This is a genomic window from Micromonospora sp. NPDC049175, from assembly GCF_043197345.1.
Taxonomy (GTDB): domain Bacteria; phylum Actinomycetota; class Actinomycetes; order Mycobacteriales; family Micromonosporaceae; genus Micromonospora.
Window position 1 is genome coordinate 352,067 of the sequence record NZ_JBICSY010000001.1, and the last position, 16,808, is coordinate 368,874.

The 16,808-nt window shown below is 72.9% G+C and carries 12 protein-coding genes; 3 read left to right on the forward strand and 9 right to left on the reverse strand.

The genetic code is table 11. The features are described from left to right. Positions 1 to 18: 18 nt before the first annotated feature. The 6 genes from ACGFH8_RS01500 to ACGFH8_RS01525 form a co-directional block, all read right to left on the reverse strand. A complete protein-coding gene (locus ACGFH8_RS01500; RefSeq protein WP_393361710.1) occupies positions 19 to 2,202 on the reverse strand; it encodes an NHLP family bacteriocin export ABC transporter peptidase/permease/ATPase subunit in 2,184 nt (727 codons plus the stop codon). Continuing rightward, positions 2,199 to 3,008 (reverse strand): hypothetical protein, encoded by an 810-nt coding sequence (locus ACGFH8_RS01505; protein WP_393361713.1) that lies wholly within the window; start codon positions 3,006 to 3,008, stop codon positions 2,199 to 2,201. The genes ACGFH8_RS01500 and ACGFH8_RS01505 overlap by 4 nt, the downstream gene beginning before the upstream one ends. Next, the gene (locus tag ACGFH8_RS01510) at positions 3,005 to 4,468 is read right to left on the reverse strand and encodes a SagB family peptide dehydrogenase (RefSeq protein ID WP_393361716.1); all 1,464 of its coding nucleotides are present in this window, start codon (positions 4,466 to 4,468) and stop codon (positions 3,005 to 3,007) included. Before ACGFH8_RS01510 ends, ACGFH8_RS01505 begins: the two co-directional genes overlap by 4 nt. A gap of 52 nt (positions 4,469 to 4,520) precedes the next feature. After that, the gene (locus tag ACGFH8_RS01515) at positions 4,521 to 6,794 is read right to left on the reverse strand and encodes a TOMM precursor leader peptide-binding protein (protein ID WP_393361719.1); all 2,274 of its coding nucleotides are present in this window, start codon (positions 6,792 to 6,794) and stop codon (positions 4,521 to 4,523) included. 140 nt (positions 6,795 to 6,934) lie between these two features. Then, positions 6,935 to 7,966: a hypothetical protein gene (locus tag ACGFH8_RS01520; protein ID WP_393361722.1), complete on the reverse strand. Its 1,032-nt coding sequence runs from the start codon at positions 7,964 to 7,966 to the stop codon at positions 6,935 to 6,937. Between the two features lie 151 nt (positions 7,967 to 8,117). Further along, positions 8,118 to 10,997 (reverse strand): ATP-binding protein, encoded by a 2,880-nt coding sequence (locus ACGFH8_RS01525; protein ID WP_393361725.1) that lies wholly within the window; start codon positions 10,995 to 10,997, stop codon positions 8,118 to 8,120. 668 nt (positions 10,998 to 11,665) lie between these two features. Between ACGFH8_RS01525 and ACGFH8_RS01530 the strand changes: the two genes are divergently transcribed. After that, positions 11,666 to 12,286 carry a hypothetical protein gene (locus tag ACGFH8_RS01530; RefSeq protein ID WP_393361728.1) on the forward strand — a complete coding sequence of 207 codons (621 nt, stop codon included), beginning with the start codon at positions 11,666 to 11,668 and terminating at the stop codon, positions 12,284 to 12,286. Positions 12,287 to 12,381: 95 nt separating this feature from the next. Here the strand turns inward: ACGFH8_RS01530 and ACGFH8_RS01535 are convergent, their stop codons facing one another. After that, the gene (locus ACGFH8_RS01535; protein WP_393361731.1) at positions 12,382 to 13,302 is read right to left on the reverse strand and encodes an RNA polymerase subunit sigma-70; all 921 of its coding nucleotides are present in this window, start codon (positions 13,300 to 13,302) and stop codon (positions 12,382 to 12,384) included. 137 nt (positions 13,303 to 13,439) lie between these two features. Between ACGFH8_RS01535 and ACGFH8_RS01540 the strand changes: the two genes are divergently transcribed. Beyond that, positions 13,440 to 14,153: a DUF899 family protein gene (locus ACGFH8_RS01540; RefSeq protein ID WP_393361734.1), complete on the forward strand. Its 714-nt coding sequence runs from the start codon at positions 13,440 to 13,442 to the stop codon at positions 14,151 to 14,153. 8 nt (positions 14,154 to 14,161) lie between these two features. After that, the gene (locus tag ACGFH8_RS01545; protein WP_393361737.1) at positions 14,162 to 14,674 is read left to right on the forward strand and encodes a hypothetical protein; all 513 of its coding nucleotides are present in this window, start codon (positions 14,162 to 14,164) and stop codon (positions 14,672 to 14,674) included. A gap of 39 nt (positions 14,675 to 14,713) precedes the next feature. Here the strand turns inward: ACGFH8_RS01545 and ACGFH8_RS01550 are convergent, their stop codons facing one another. Together ACGFH8_RS01550 and ACGFH8_RS01555 are read right to left on the reverse strand one after the other, a co-directional pair. After that, the gene (locus tag ACGFH8_RS01550; RefSeq protein ID WP_393361740.1) at positions 14,714 to 15,088 is read right to left on the reverse strand and encodes an AtzH-like domain-containing protein; all 375 of its coding nucleotides are present in this window, start codon (positions 15,086 to 15,088) and stop codon (positions 14,714 to 14,716) included. An 82-nt stretch (positions 15,089 to 15,170) separates the two neighbouring features. After that, positions 15,171 to 16,799 carry a regulator gene (locus ACGFH8_RS01555; RefSeq protein WP_393361743.1) on the reverse strand — a complete coding sequence of 543 codons (1,629 nt, stop codon included), beginning with the start codon at positions 16,797 to 16,799 and terminating at the stop codon, positions 15,171 to 15,173. Between the last annotated feature and the right edge of the window lie 9 nt (positions 16,800 to 16,808).

Consider the following 16,808-nt stretch of genomic DNA (forward strand, 5'->3'; position numbering starts at 1 on the left):
CTCCTCGGTTCGTCGTGGTCAGTGGTCCCGGACCAGGCGCGCGTACGCCCCGTCCTGGGCGACCAGGTGCTCGTGGGTGCCGCGCTCGACCTCCCGACCGCCGTCCAGCACGACGATCAGGTCGCAGTCGCGGACCGTGGACAGCCGGTGGGCCACGATCAGGCAGGTCGCCCCCCGGCGGCGCAGGTGCATGTCGATCCGGCGTTCGGTCTCGGCGTCCAGCGCGCTCGTGGCCTCGTCCAGCACCAGCACCCGGGGGTTGCGCACGAGCGCGCGGGCGATCTCCAGCCGCTGCCGTTGGCCGCCGGAGAAGTTGCGGGCGTTCTCCCGTACCGGGCTGCCCAGGCCACCGGGACGGGCCGCGACCTCGTCGTAGAGGCACGCGTCGGTGAGCGCGGTGACGACGTCCTCGTCCGCGACCGTGAGGTCCCACATGGTGACGTTGTCCCGGACCGTACCCTCGAACAGCCGCTGGTCCTGGTCCACCATGGCGACGGTGGCCGCCCACAGGCCGTCGTCGGCGGCGGTCCGCTCCAGGCCGTCGACGGTGACCCGTCCGGTCCAGGGCCGGTAGAGACCGGCGACCAGCCGACCCACAGTCGACTTGCCGCTGCCCGAGCGTCCGACAAGCGCCACCCGCGCCCCCGGCGGCAGGTCCAGGCTGAAGTTCTCCAGCAGGGGACGGCCCAGCGGGTTGTAGCCGAAGGTGACCTCCTCGAGGCGCAGGTGGCCCTCCATCGGCGTCAACTGACGGTTGGGTTGGTCCTGGGTCGCCGGCAGCGGATACCGCTCCACGTCACGCAGCCGGTTGAGGTCGGCGCTCATGTCCTGCAGGCGCGAGCCCAGCGCGGTCAGATTGCCCAACGGGCGGTTCATCGCGGCGGCCAGGCTCTGCATGCCGACGAGCACGCCGACACTCATCGCCTCCGCCACGACCTGCCGGCTGCCCAGGCCGAGCAGCACCGCGGTGGTCGCCGAGGCGAGGAGCGCCGGCAGGACGGACAGCACCGCGGTGGGCACCCCCAGCCGCTGCTGACGGCTGGCGACGGTGGCATGGCGGGCCGCGAACCGGGCCACCGCGCGTTCCTCCTCGCCGCCGGCCTTCACCGTCTCGATCATCTGAACCGTGGTGTACACGGTGGTCACCAGCTTGCTGCGGTCCGCCTGCAGTCCGGCGACGGCCGTCGACCGGGTCGAGGCGACATAGCGCAGCACGCTGACGTTCAGCCCGGCGAGGACCACCGCGCACAGTCCGAGCAGCAGGTCGTACTGGCAGAGCAGCGCCCCGTACGCCAGCACCAGGCCGGTGTCCACCACGGTGGTGGCCGTCCGACGGGTCAGCACCTCGGCGACCACCTCGTTGCCGCGGACCCGCTGGCTGAGGTCGGCGGCCTGCCGCTGGTCGAAGAAGGCCGGCGGCAGCCGCAGCAGATGTCGGAAGAACCGGGCGGCGCTGGCGAGGGCGAGCGCCGTCTCCGCGCGTACGGTCAGACGTTGCTGGAGCAGGCTGGCCAGGAAGGTCAGCGCGGTGGCCACCGCCACCGCCGCCACCAGCCCGGCGAACGCGGCCCGGTCCTCCTGCAGCAGCACCCGGTCGACGAAGACCTTCGCCATCACCGGGATGGTCAGACCGACAACGGCGATCAGCAGGCCGAGCAGCAGCATCTGCGCGATCGCCGAGCCGGGGCCGCGCCACCGCTCGGCCAGCGCCCGCACCAGCCGGTAGCGGGTGCCGCCGGGCCGGAACTCCGGGCCGGGCTCCATGGTGAGCACGATGCCGGTGAAGGCGCCGTCGAACTCCTCCCAGCTCACCGCCCGGGGACCGGTGGCCGGATCGTTGATGAAGACCTTGCGCCCGAGCCCCTCCAGCACCACGAAGTGCTCGAACCGCCAGAACAGCACCGCCGGCAGCGCCACGGTGGCCAGGCCGGCAAGGTCCATCTGGAAACCCTTGGCCACCATCCCGTACCGGCGGGCGCCCTTGAGCACGGTGGCCGCGGTGGAGCCGTCCCGGCTCACCCCGCACACCCGGCGCAGCTCCTCCAGGGGCACGTGCCGTCCGTGGTGGGCGAGCAGGATCCCCAGCGCGGCGGCACCGCACTCCACCGCCTCCATCTGGATCAGGGTGGGCGTACGGACGCGTCGCCGCCGGATCCTGGGCAGTGCCGGCGCGCCGCTGGTGGCTGTCGTCGGCGCGCTCATCGCCGCAGCAACCAGTCGATCGGGTGTTCCCGGTCCACCGTGAACCACGCCGTGACCTCGCTTGCCGAGTTGAGCTGGAACGGCGGCGGGGACTTGGTCCAGCGCAGGCCGCCCGGGGCGCCCGGGTCGGGCGCCAGGGCGACGGTCACCCGGACCACGCTGCCGCGGGCGAGCAGCCGCCGGACGTCCGGCCCGGTGCCGAGGAAGGCGCGCAGCGAGGCCTCGGTCTCCGGAAACGCGCCGACGGTGGTCACCTGGCCGGCCAGGGTGCCGAACACGTTGCGCGGCGCGGCCGCGGCGGCCACCTCGACGGACACCCCGGGTTGCAGCAGCGGCGCGGCGACGGCCGGGGCGTAGACGACGGCCTGCAACGCGTCCCCGGCGGTGTCGAGCCGTTCCAGGTCGGCCAGGTGCGTGCCCGGGGTGACGATCTCACCCTCGGAGACCAGCCAGGCCACGACGTACGCGTCGCCCGGCGCGGTCTCCACCCGTACCTTGCCGTCCGGTGTGCGCAGGCTGTAGAGGGGAGTGCCCTTCGGCACCCGCTGGTGCGGCGCCGCCCACACCTTCGTGACCTGGCCGCTGTCGAGCGCGTCGAGGGCCGAGATCCCGTTCGAGTGGATCAGCACCCCGGCCGCCTCGACGGTCCGGGGCACCACCGTGCGCACCGACCAGACACCCGCCGCGACCACGACGATGACGAGCGCGGTGGTGGCCAGCCAGTTCGGCACCGTGGTCAGCCGTACCGCCCGGTCCAGTTGCTCGGGCGCCTCCAACTGGCGCAACGCCTGCCGCCGGAACTTCATGGCCGGCCCCCCACCCCGGCCGGGCCGGTGGAGCGGCGCGAGCCGAGCAGGAAGTCGGCGACGCTCGGCTCGACGAGCGGGTCGAGCCCGGACAACTCGGCGAAGGACTGGGAGTCCCCGGCGCCGAGAGCGCAGGGCGCCAACCCCATGGCGGTGGCGACGAGATACATCTGCTGGGTCAGCACACCCGCGTCCTTGAGAATCATGGCGTAGCTCATCCCTTCGTACTTCCACATGAGCCGCTGGACCCGGGCGGTGACCACCAGGACCGTCTGCGGTGGCCGAGGCAGGGCGCCGGCCGCCCGGGCGTACGCCAGCAGCCGGTCCGCGGCCGGCCCCCACCCGGCGACCGGCTCCAGCCGGTGTCCGACCGCGTCGTAGTGGTAGAGCCCGGGGTCGAGCCCGGCGCAGCGGGCGACAAGTGGATAGATCTCCAGCTCGTAGACTCCGCCGCCGCCCGGGTAGGGCCGGTGGCCGACCTCCTGCCCACCGGTCTCGCCGACGGCGTTCGTGTGCTGCGACCGGTACAGGAACTCGGCGAGCCGCTCCAGGGGCAGCGGTGCCGCGTCGTCGTGGTCGCGCACGCTGCGGCGGTCCGTGACGACCTGGCTGAACGCGGGGTCCGCCTTGGTGATCGTCGCCAGGTCCGGCAGCGGCAGCTCGACCGCCCGACCCCCGTCGTACGGGCGGCGCAGGGGAAGTGGTGCGAAGCGTTCCCGCATCCGGTAGGTGCCACCCACCGGCAGCGCGTGCCGGCCGGCCCGGGAGCGGTGGTGCAGCCGCAACTCCTCGGGCGACCAGTAGGCGAGCGGGGCGTCGTCGCACTCCGCCGTGAACTCGGCGTCGGTGACCAGGATCCGGGCGGTGGCCAACTCGTCGAGCACCCGTCCGGCGGCTTCCGGCGGCACGCCGAGCGTGCGGGCCACCGCCTCGGGTCCGACGCCCGGCACGGCGGCGGCCAGCACCGCGCCGAGGGCGGCGTCGGCGCAGCCGACCGCGATCGTGCTCAGCGGCGATGCGGCCGTCAGCATGCCGTGTTCGTGCTGGAGGGTGGCGAAGCGGGAGAGCCGGTAGCGGACCCCGGGTGCGTGCAGGCGGCTCTCCGGCAGGCTGCCCCGACCCAGGCCGGTGGGCACCAGGTCGAGCAGCGCCCGGTCGTCGACCTGGACGCGCCGCTCCAGCCAGGAGTGGGCGAGCAGCCGGCGCAGCAGTAGCTGCGCGGGCAGCACCCGGTTCTCCCCCTCCAGCCCGCTGATCAGCCGGCCGACCTCGACGTCGTTGACCCAGTCGGCGGCGAGCCGCAGCAGCAGCGCCCGCCGGCCCATGCCCGGTTGTTCCAGGGTGAGCTGGAAGCGGGTCTGCCGCAGGGTCAGGGAGCCGTCCTCACCGAGTCGCAGTTCCGCGTCCCGGCGCAGCCGGTACGACTCCTGCACCGGCGGACCGCCGACGGAGCCGCTCACGCCGGCCGCCCACCGACCGGGTCCACCATGCTGGTCATCTGCGTGTCCCTCACTAGAAGAAGACGTTCAGCGGATTGGCCGACGTCTCGTCGACGGCCAGCGGGTTCCGGCCCAGGCGGGCCGGCACGTCCCACAGCCGGCCCGGACCGAGCCGGCGCCAGAAGTGCCGCAGGCCCGGCACGACGACCTTCACGACCACCAGGTCGACGTCCGGACGGGACTGGTCGACGACGATCACCTCCAGGCCGGCCCGCTCCGCCCGGCGTACGCACCGCCGCACGTCGTCCCCGACGTCGCCGGTGGTCAGCGCCGGGTGGTCCGCGGCGGTGCGCGGCGCCCGGGTGGGATCCGGGGCCAACCAGGGCTGGTCGGCCACCCGCACGGTGCCGAACCAGCGCGCCGTGTCCGGGTCGTCGACGCCGTACCGGCTACCGGAGGTCGGTCCGGCCACGGCGGGCAGGAACTGGTTCACCTCGGTGAGCGCCCGGGTCAGCGCGACCCGCGCGTCCAGGTGCGCGCCGAAGCCGACAAGCACGTCCTCCGGCCCCGCGCCGAGCCGCCGGGACACCGCGGCGAACGTGGGTACGCCGAGGTCGGCGGTCAGGTCCAGCGCCCACAGCTCACGGCCGAGGGCGGCGGCGTGGTGGTCGACGCAGGCGGCGGTCCACGGGTCGGCGAACGAGGCGAGGTCGACCCCCGGCATCCGGGATCTGTGGTACCACCACAGGGCGACGCTGTCGCGCTCCACGAGTTCGCAGAAACCCTGCACGATCGCCTCGGACGGGGTGCCGCCGGCCGCGCAGCCGTTCGAGTCGGCCGAGCACACCCCCAGCCCGGTCAGTTCCGGATGCCCGTACCAGCAGTGCGCGGCGGGCAGCTCGCGCGGTGTCTGGCGGGTCAGCGACCAGCCCGTGGTCCAGTCCAGCTCCACGTCGTCGGGCAGCGGGCGGGGAACGCGGTGTAGGTGGCCCAGGTCGCGGTTGAGCCGGTCCCGGTCGGCGTACTGGCGTTCCGAGAACAGCAGCAGCTCCCGCAGGTGCACCGCCCGGTCCGGGCCGAGCTGCCGGTAGGTGGCCCGGTGCACGGGGCGGTCGCCGCGCCACACCCCGCAGTAGCGCTCCACCGCCTCCCCGACCGCGCTCATCCGGGCCTGCAGGTCGGTCCGGCCCTTGCCGCCGCTCTGCCCGCGCAGGTTGCGGCGCAACGCGGCGAGCTGGCGGGGCTGGGCGAAGTTGTGCCCGGCCGAGTAGGTGTGGGTGACGCCGTTGTCGGTCGCCTCCAGCGGGGTCAGCCGACTCACCACGCCCAGATACCGGCTGACGTGGTGGGCCAGCGCGGCGTACGCCTCGGCGGGTTCCCGGGTACGGGACTCCCCGCCCCGACTGGGCTGGGCGCCGCTCGGGGGCAGGTCGATCCGGGGCTCGGCCTTGCCGACCAGGTCCGGGTCACCGCAGGCGGGGCACTGCGGCTGGCGTACCAGCTGGTGGCTCTCCGTGCTCAGGTCCCGGGTGTCCAGGGCGACCATGCGGCCGGTGAGGCGCGGTGACGTGCCCCGGACGGCGAGCACGGCGAGTTCGGCGGCGAGCAGCCCGGCGGCCATGGTGGCAAGTCCGGGCAGGACCGCGCGGCCGGGCTGCGGCAGCGGAGCGGTCAGCTCCTGCCCGTCGAGGAAGGTGTTCACCTGCTCGTTCTCCTGCCACCGCTGCCGCAGGCAGGCCCAGCATCCGGTGCGGCCCGGCACCAGGTGCGGGCCGAGGAAGACGACGTTGCCGTGCGGCCGGGCCAGCGTCCACGCTCGACCGGCGGCCAGGTGGCGCTCGTTGACCAGCGCCAGCCGGGGGTCGAGCATCGACGACGGCAGCGCCAGCACCTGGGCGGTGTCGGGGCCGAGGTCGGTCTGGTCCGGTCCGACCACTGTCACGGCGAGCCCGAGGGCGCGCAGCGCGTCGGCGGTCTCGGCCACCCGGGGCGCGCCGAGGTCCACGATGGTGACCGCTCCGCCGGCCATCCACAGTTGGCCGGCCTCGGGTGGGACACCCCGGGCGTCCCAGCCGGCGGCCTCGGCCGGGGAGGTGTGCGCCGGACCGGACACCAGCAGGCCGTGGTCGCGCAGTCGGGCGAGGGCGGCGGCGACGGCGGCGACCGGGTGTCGGGTGGCCAGCCGAGCCACCACGTCGGCCAGCGGCGCGACGCCGTCGAGCTGGTCGGCCAGGTCCGCGGCGACCGGGTCGTCGATGAGCAGGCTGCGGGTCTCCCCCAGCACCACGAGCGGACCGTCGGGCAGCCGCACCGGCACGTAATCCGATCGGAAGCGCGGACGCCACATGGTTCCTCCCGAGCCTGGTGGCCGGACGGCCGGCCCCGCCGGCGATCACGGCTGCTGTCATCGTCGCGGTCCCGGGCGTCCGATCCGAGTGATGCCACAGGTTTCTGCCGCCGGCGGCGTCGTCGACGCTCGACGGCAGGTCAGCCGGCGGTGACGGTCAGCGCGGTGTCGTTGAGCCCCAGCACCGACGTGCCGGTGGCCTGCGGGGGCACGAGCAGCACGAACGTCTCCACCCGGGTGACCCGGATCGACGTGCCGCGGACCGCCGCGCGATGACCGGTGGCGATCAGATCCGGGCTCTGCGGCACCATCTGGACGGTGGCCGGGCCGCCGGGCGCGGGACGCAGCGTGTCGGTGGCGTGGATCGTCAGGAAGGTGAGCGTGCCGGTCGGCACCGCCACCGCGCAGTCCGACCACTCCGCCCGGTCCATCGTCCGCCGCGCCGCCGCGCCGACACCGGCGAGCTGCTGCCCGTAGACCTCCCAACCACCGGCGAACTGGCCGTCGAGCAACGGGCTCGACGCGACGAGGGACCGGTTGCCCGTCGTGGAACCGATGCTGCGGGCGAACACCTCGGCGGCGAGGGCCCGGCGACTGGTCTCGTCGAGCGCGGTCCCGCCCGCCGTGGCCGGCCGTCCGTCGATGCTCCGGGCGACCACAAGTGACGGTTGGGTGACCTGGACGTTGTGGCTGAGCTTCCACTGCCCGTCGGCGCCCCGCACGAACTGGCTCACGTCGGTCGGTGCCAACTCCGAGCCGGTCAGCCGCAGAGTGGCCGTGACGAGGAAGCAGGCCGGGTCGCCGGGCGGCACCGCGAAGGCCGGGTTGATGTGCTGGAAGGACGGTTGCGTTCGTTGGTTGTAGGTGGCCCGGCGTACCGCGGCGATGCTCAGGTCCAGCGAGGGCGGGACCTCCTGGGCCCGCAACGCCTCGACGTCGCCGGCCACCGAGGCCGCCGAGTCGGCCTGGTCGAAGGCGGTGAGCACGAGCGCGGCCCGGTCCCGACCGAAGGCCGCCGAACCCTGGGGCGCCGGGGTGGCCGCGTCCACCGGCTCGCCACCACAGCCGGCCAGCACGAGTAGCGCCACCGTGGCGGCGGCGAACGGCATCGCCGGCACCGGCACCGGCGCGGTGACGGTACGCGGGCTCCTGACGGATCTACTGCCCAGCATCTCGTCCTCCATCCACCACCGGTGCACGGGATTCGCGCCCGATGCAGTCGAGTATGTGAGCGGCTGTCGGGCCACGACGGTGGCGGCGCGGCCTCGTGCTGCCCGGCCTGTCGACGTTGCACGAAACGGTGTCATCGGGCCCGGGAGGTGGTCATCGACCGGTGTCATCGAGCCGGGCGACCCAGGCGACCAGAGCCGACCGGGAGGCGACACCCGCCTTGCGGTAGATGCGGGTCAGGTGCGCCTCCACGGTGCGGGGGCTGATGTTCAGTTGCCGCCCGATCAGTCGGCTGGTGGCCCCGGTCGCCGCCAGCCGCGCGATGTGCCACTCCCGGTCGGTCAGGGCGGCGACCTCGCGCGGGCCGACCGGACGGGCCAGCCGCAGGGCGACCCGTTCCGTCCCGCACCACCCGGCCAGCTCCAGCGCGCGGCGGCGGGCCCGCGCCGCCAGGCCGGTCTGGTCCGCGGCCTCGGCCGCCCGGGCCAGCGAGGCCAGCGCGAGGCTGCGCCGGAGCACCATCCCGCCGGAGCGGAACAGGTCGGCCGCGGTCTCCAGGTGCGGCAGCGCCGCCAGGGCCTCGCCGCGGGCGAGCAGCACCTCGCCGTACGCGGACTCGGCGAAGCCCCGCTGCCCGGGCAGACCTACCTGGTTCGCCTCGGCCAGCGCCAGCCGCGCCTGCCGCTCGGCGTCGGTCAGGTCACCCGCGGCGAGGGCGGCGGCGCAGAGCAGCTCGAACCACCTGGGCCGGAGGGTGCTCTGGAGACGGCTCAGCCGGCTGTCGCCGCCGGCCGACCGCACCAGGTCGGCGCAGGTCGCCGGATCACCGGACAGCAGCGCCGCGGTCGCCAGGGCCGTCGCGGCGGTACGACCGCACCAGGTGGCGAGGTCGGTGGCGATGCCGGCGGCGCTGCGGGCCAGTGCCACCGCCCGGTCGTCGTCGCGCAGGTCACCACGCCACGCGGTCGCCTCCGCCTCGAACGCGAGGGCGAAGCTCAGCAGGTGGTGACTGCCGATGCGTCGGGCGACGATGCCCGCCTCGGTGGCCAGTCCGATGGCGGTGGGCAGTTGGCCGCCGTGGTAGGCCACCTGACTGCGGCCGAGCAGCAACTGGCACAGCCCGTCGTCGCGGTGCGAGGCGCGGACGAGCGTCAGCCCGCGGTCGAGGTGCCGTCCCGCGTCGGCATGCCGTTCGAGGTACAACTCGGTGAGGCCGAGCGCGGTGAGGCAGTCGGGGTGGTCCCGCACGTCCCCGTCCGGCAGCGAGTCGACGATCCGGGCACCGGCGTCGAGCAGGCCCCGGGCGTCGTCGAGCGCACCGTCGTGGACGGCGGCCAGACTCCGGACGGCCAGCAGGCCGGCCCGGTCCGCGCCGGAGCCGCCGAGATCTCCGCCGAGCACGTCGGGCAGCCCGGCCACCGGACGGCCGGCCAGGATGCCGGCGACGCCGATCTCGGTGGCGAGTCGGTAACCACCTGTGGGTCCGGCCTCGGCGGGCAGGGCGGCCAGCTCGCGTCGGCTGATCGCCGCCGCTTCGGCGTAGTTGCCGAGCAGGCGTTCCACGCGCGCCCAGAGCGCCACTGCCTGCGCCCGTCGTCCCGGTGGGTCGGCGGGGAACAGCGGCACGATCTCCTGCAGCAGCGCCCGACTCTCGGCCAGGTCACCCGCCTCCCCGATGATCTGAGCGAGCACGAGTGACACCTCGTGGCGACGCTGCGTCAGGCCGGCCGTCGGCCGCAGCGCACGCAGCGCCAGCCGCAGCCAGCGGATGGCCAGGTCCGGTGTCTCGCACCGGACCTCCTGCGCGGCCCGGCAGAGCACTGTGACGCAGCGGTCGACCCAGCGGCCGTTCGGGAGGGCGAGCAGGCGCTCCGCGTAGCGGGCCCGGTCCACGGGTGGGGCGCCCAGCTCGACAAGCGCGGTCAGCGCCCGCCCAGACGCCTCCGCCTGCCACGCCGGGTCGGTGTCCTGGGCGACGGCCATGCGCAGCACCGGGTGCCGGAAGGCGAACCGTCCGGTGCCGGGGACACGGCGGATCAGGTCGAGCCGGGCCAACCGCCAGCCGACCTCGACCGCCAGTGCCGCCGGGACCTGCGCGACCTCGGCGAGCAGATCCGTGGAGAAGGGCGCGTCGACGATCGCCCCGGCCCGTAGGCAGGCCAGGTCGACGGGGGGCAGGCCGCTCCACTCGCGGCGCAACTCGGCCACCGACGCGTCGGACAGCCGGGCACCCGGTGTCGTACGGGTCGGATCGGCGCCCGTCGAGGTGGTGTCGACCGGCAGCGCCGCCAGGTAACCGGGGATGCCGCCGGTCAGGTCGTACCGGGGGCGCACCTCCGCCTGGCCGACGCAGGGGTGCAGCAGCGCGACCTCCGCGAGGCTGAGCGGTGGCAGCTCGATCCGATCGCGTGACGTCGTCGCCGCGTCGGCGTGTTCGCCGGGATCTGGTGGGCCGAACGGCATCGGGGTCGCCATCTGCCGCGGGCGGTAGACGAGCACGAGCAGCAGCGGGGCGGGCACCGGATACCGCAGCAGGTGGGCGATCAGCCCGGTGGAGGATGCGTCCGCCCAGTGCAGGTCGTCGAGGACCAGCACCAGGCCGTCCCGGGCGGCCAGGCCGATCAGCCGACGGGCCAACTGGTAGGTCCGGAACCGCTGGGCGTCCGAGGCCCGCGCCGGCGCCGGCGGCACCTCGGCGGCGGACTCGGCCCAGGTCTGCCCGCTGGACCGTCCGGCACGCAGCCCGCGTCGGGGTGACTGCCCCGCCGTGAAGGCGTGCCGGAACACGTGGAAGGGAACTCCTCGCTCATCCGGCGAGCAGGTCCCGACGGCCCAGGCGACGGCGGGGACGCTCCGTTCCAGTGCCTCGTGGACGAAACGCGTCTTGCCGATGCCCGGCTCCCCGACCACCTCGCAGACCATTTGCCAGCCACGGCTGAGCACGGCGGCCTGGGCTCTCCTGATGTGCGCCAACTGTGGTTGCCGCCCGACGAAGCGCGGGCTTGTCGACGCGCTTTCCAGCCCAGATTTCATCACGCAGACCAGACGCCTTCCGGCACGCTCCAGGGGAATTGGAGGCACTATACCGGCGCACCGTCAATTGTCGAAAGATACCGATGCGAACGGCTCCTATTCGGCAAGTTGCACGTCCGGGCGCGGTTCTTTCCCGGGATCGCACCACACCCACCGAAACGGACCGGTCACCCAAACGGTGGAACGATGTCCCTGAACCGTCCTAAATCACCCACCTGCCGCGTCGGGGCGCCCGGGAAGCGGCGCCCCGGACGGCATGGCCCCCTGCACGGCTCCGACCAGGACAATCGGGTAATCAGCGTAGGGCGGCGCCCGCCCGGATACCACCATGTTCATCTCCGCCTATGTCAATCCCGGGACCATCAGGGCTTGCGAAGTGCGCCGCCGCACGGGCCTCGACGGCGACAAATGGCTGGGCCGTCTCGCATAATTGGCCACCCACTGCCGACCGTCAAGAAGTGAGCACAGCAGGAAGCGGTGGCCGCAAGCACACGAAGGGACAAAAAATAAAAGCCGTAGGCGTCGCGCGGACGGAAACGGGCGGAGCACCCTCTCGGTCGATCGATGCTCGGACCACACGCGGCAGCCGGGGTGCGGCCCGCCGAGCCGTCGACCCCAGCGCGGGACGCTGTCCACCAACATGGACGCCGCCCGACGATAATGGCCGGGTGCTGACACCCGATGGCTGGTGGGACGCGGTAGAGCCACGGCTGCTGACGCAGATAGACGAGGCCCTGTGCACGGATCGACTGATCCAGGCGATCCTCCTCCTGCGCGGGGAAGGCGGACCGCAACCGCGACCCGGCCTGTACGAGGCACAGGATCTGCTGGTCGGGCGACGCGCCGAACTGGACCGACAGGGTCTGCTGCCGCCCGAGCCACCGCCGCCGACGACCACGCAGCTCATCGCGAAGGTCGACGCCATCGCCGCACCGATCCTCGCGGTCGAAGCCTGTTGGGACGGCGACTCCCGGGGCTGGTGCGTCGACCTGGTGGCGATCGTCAGCCGACCGGGCCGAGACCACGATCACGTCGATGAGGTGCGATTGGCGACGCTCCGAGAGGGCAGCGACATCCGCCTGTTCAACGGGCAGGTGCCGCCGTGGCCGGAGGCGCAACAGGCGATCGAGCACGGCCAGGCGATCGCACGGCATGCCGGCGTGCCGTTCCACTTCGCCAGCCCGGAAACGCCGGACGTGGATCTGCCGCGCTGGTGGGACACCCACCCCACCGGCCGCGCCGAGCACCCGGCTCAGCAGCCCGGCGGCACCCGGAGATCATCGCGTTGACCGTCGCCGAGATCCGCTGACTCCTCGACGCCTTCGTCCTCGCCCTGCCACTACCCCCAGCGCAGACTCGGCCACTGAGCTTGAGACTTACTCGTCTAGGGCTCGAGCGTGGCGGGCATGCTGAAGGCGGCGACGTGACGGGCACCGATGAAGGCGTTGCTCTCTACGATCTTCCCGTTCTCGATCCGGAGTACGTCGACGACAAGCGCCTCATAGTGCGGGCTGCCGGGCCGGCGGAGATAGTTGATCAGTGCCGGGCGCCCGTTGGCCGAGGTGGGGAAGGTACGCCAGTCGAGCGGTCGGCCGAGGAACTCCGCGACCGCGTCGATCCCGACGACCGGCGGCTCGGGCGGCATCGTGATCCGTACGTCCTCGGCGAGCAGTGCCCGGACCGTCTCCGGGTCCTTCGCGTTGGCGTAGCGGCGCAGGATCTCTTCGTCCTCGCTGGTGAGCTGTGGGCGGCGCCAGTCCTGTGGGTCCGACGGAGCGTGCCGCCGGAGGGTCTGGCGGGCCCGCTGGAGGAGGCTGTTGACGGCCGCTACGGCGGTGTCGAGCGTGCCGGCGACCTCCTGCGGCGTCCAGCCGTAGACGTCGCGCAGCACGAAGGCCGCCCGCTGCCGCGGCGGCAGGTACATGAGCGCTGCGATCAGGGCCAGCTCGACGGTCTCCCGGGCGGCGAGACCGGTCTGCGGATCGTCGGCCAACAGGGCGTCTGGATAGGGACCGAGCTCGGTGGACCACTCCAGCGGGTCACCATACGGAACCGTCCGGCGACCGGCCGCCTTGCGGCTGTCGAGGAAGACGTTCGTGGCGATCCGGTAGAACCAGGTGCGCGCCGACGCCCGACCCTCGAAGCGGTCGCGGGCCCGCCAGGCACGCAGGAACGCCTCCTGCACCAGGTCGTCCGCGTCGGTGACGTTCCCTGCGAGGCGGTAGCAGTGCACGTGTAGCTCGCGCCGGTGCTCGTCGAAGGCGCGCTGCAGCCAGACCGCCTGCTCGTCAGGCGAGTCGGACATGTGATCTCCCCGGGGCTGAATGGTCCTCACCACCGTACTGACGACCGCGGACCCCATCCGTCATCGGTCACCGATGACGATCGCCGACTCGGTCGTCTGTATCTGTGACCGATCCCCACTCCACGAAGGAGAGTGCCATGAGCAACCAGCCCACCAGCGCCGCCGTGCCCCCGGTCGTCGATCGGGAGACCTGGCTGCGCGAGCGCGACGAACTGCTGGTCCGGGAGAAGGCCCATACCCGCGAAGGAGACGCCATCGCGGCCGCTCGTCGTCAGCTGCCGATGACCGTGATGCCGACGGTGACGGTGCGGGGCCCCGGCGGGGACACCCCGTTGGTGGAGGTGTTCGAGGGCCGCCGGATGCTGATCGCCTACTTCCACATGTGGCACGACGGCAAGCCGCACGAGCATCAGTGTGAGGGGTGCACCTTCTCGACCTGTCACCTGCAGATGCTGGACTACCTGCACGCCCGGGACGTCACCTACGCCGTGTTCTGCCAGGGCGCCTACGAGGAAAGTGCCCCGTTCGCGGAGTTCATGGGCTACCCGTTCCCCTGGTATTCGGCGAAAGACTCCGACCCGGCTCTGGCCGACGGTCGTGACTTCGGGTTCATCGCCTGCTACCTGCGCGACGGCGACCAGGTCTACGAGACCTACTGGACCACCGGGCGGGGCGTGGAGGCGTTGATGACCAGCTACCACGCCCTGGACCTCACCGTGTACGGCCGGCAGGAGAGCTGGGAGGACTCACCGCAGGGTTGGCCGCGGGTCAGTGGTCACCCGTGGCGGCTCAACGGCCGCCCCACCGCCCAATGGTCACGCCCCGGCGTGACGCCGGCGGTGACGTCCTGACGCTCGAGATGATCATGCTCGGGTCGGCCGCGGTGTCGGCCTGCTGCTGCGTCGTGCCGCGGGCGGGCGCGTCCCGCAGGGCCCGGATGCTCGCGGGTGCGATGGTGGCTGTCATGGTCGCGGTGACCCTCGACGCCGCACCGGTCGTGGAGTACGCGGGCGCGCTGCTGCTGCTCACCTTCGCGGTGGCACTCGTCACCAGCGGTCCGACCGAGCGCGGCCCGCAGGTGGAGTGGCACCGTACGGCCGGGGCCGTGCTCATGGCGCTCGCCGTGTTGATGCATCAACATGGCGGGTCGATGGCTGCCCACCACATGGCCGCCGGGCCCCGGATGGACCACGGCACCGTCACCGGCCATGACGCGGCGCTCGTGTTGCTACGCGCCGCCACGGCGGCTTACCTCTGCTCGATGGCGGCCGTACTCGTCCGGCTGCGCAATCGACCGATCACGGACCTGCTCCGTTGGGAGCACCTGGCCATGGGGGCAAGCCTCGCGACCATGATCTTTTTCATGAGCTAGCCGAGTAGGCCAGCCGGCAGATCAAGTGACGTTGGACCACTAGGGCGTGACGGAGACGTGGGCGGTGACGATCCGCCAGCCGCCGGGCAGGCGGACCCAGGTCTGGGTCTGCCGCCCTGTGGCGTCGGCGTCGGCGTACCCGAATCGGGTCGTCACGACCGCCAGGTCCGGGCCGAACGTGGTGACCACCGGGTCGACCAGCCGCCGACCGGCCGGCAGCGGTGGCTGCGCGGCCCGCCACTTGCGCTGCTCGTCCAACCCGTACTGATGGTCGGCGATGCCGAAGCGCACGGTCTGGTCGGAGTCCCAGAAGTACCCGCAGATCTCCTCGGCGTCACCATCGGCCAGCGCCCGCTCGTAGGCGGCGAAGGCCGCCGTCACCTCGGCGACCACGTCCGTCCGGTCGATCTCCATGCGGTACGTCCCTTCGATCCGGTGGGTCGGGAACTGGCCGGCCCGGTCGGTGGCCGGGAGGCCTCCGACCGGGCCCGCCGGCTCAGCCGCTCAGCGCCGACGTCCGCCGCTCGCCGTCGGTCCGATCGGTGCCGACGTCAGCCGGGCCGTGCTCCCGGTCCAGTGCGGCCTCCTCCGGGTCGGGCTCGCGGGGTGTGGGGCGACCCAGCGCGAAGACCGCGCAGATCGCCGCGACGAAGAGGTAGCCGAGTGCCACCTGACCGTTGGCGTTCCACTCGATCCGCTCGCCGTGGATCAGCCCGATGAACGACAGCACCGCTCCGGTGCCGGCGAAGATCGCGGCCCGGACGAACCGTTTGTCGATGATGAAGACCACCACCGCGCCGAGCACCAGGCCGGCGAGGATCGCACCCTGACCGAGCACCAGCAGCCCGTCGTAGATCACCCCCGCGCCGTTGAGGGCGTCGTCGCCGACCGCGGCGGCGGTGGTGCCGGCCGCCGCCAACGCGTTGTCGATCTGCCCGGTCGCCCAGGCCGCGATGTTGGGGATCAGCGCGGCGACCACGGCGGCGGCGTGCGCCCGGGGGGTCGCCTGGAACGCCTGCGCCCCGATCAGCAACCCGATGTAGAGCAGGATCGGCACGATGGCCGCCGTCGGGAAGATCGCGCCGAGCAGCCCGAACATGCCGAGGAAGCAGAGCACCGCGATCACCACGCCGGTCGCCATCGAGTAGCCGCTGCGTCCACCGGCCGCCTTCCACCCCGGGTGTCCGACGTAGACGGCCGGCGGGAAGGGCGAGCCCAGCGCGGCCCCGATCACCGCGCCCGCACCGTCGGCCAGCAGCACACTGCGCAGGTTGTAGTTGTCCCCCGCGGTGGCGGCGCTCTCCACGTTCGTCATGCCCTCGGTGAAGTTGTAGACGCCGAGCGGAATCGCCGTCGCCAGCAGCGGCGCCATGTCGGCCAGCCCGGTGAAGAGCAGGTCCAGCTTGAACGAGGGTACGGCGATCGCGATGTCCCGGGCCGCAGCCGTCACGTCCGGCACCGACATCGCACCGCCGGCCCAGCCGATCGCGGTGCCGAGCAGCAGCGCGGCGAGCCCGATCGGGAAGTTGAACGGCAGCTTCACGTCGGTGAGCAGACCGATCAGCAACAGCGCGAGGACCGGGAGGGCCACCCAGGCCATCCGCCACATCTGCCCGGCCGGGTTCATCGAGATGAACGTGATGGAGATCCCCGCGAGGGTGCCGAGCAGCGCGGCCCGGGGCGCGTACCGGCGGATGTAGGGCCCGACGAACGCGCCGATCAGCACGATCACGCCGATGATGAAGGCCCACGCCAGCCCGGCCTCCCAGGCCCGTACGGGATCCTGGGTACGCAGGTAGATCGGCAACATGATGACGAAGATGACGATGAACATGTGCGGCACGCTCGGCCCGTACGGCAGGGCCGTCACGTCGGTGCGGTTCTCCCGTCGGGCCAGTCGGCGGGCCAGGTGGGTGTAGTAGATGTTGCCGGCGACCAGGGCGATGCCCAGCGCCGGCAGGATGGTGCCGAACACCTCCCCCTCGGGAAGGTTCACCACGGCGAGGCAGAGCCCGGTCAGGGTGAGCACGTTTACCAGAACGTTGACGCCGAAGCCGAAGAAGGCGTTGGTGTCGCCGCGTACCCAGTACGGGAGCGGGGCGACGGTGGGCTTTGTCGAGACCATGGCTGCTCC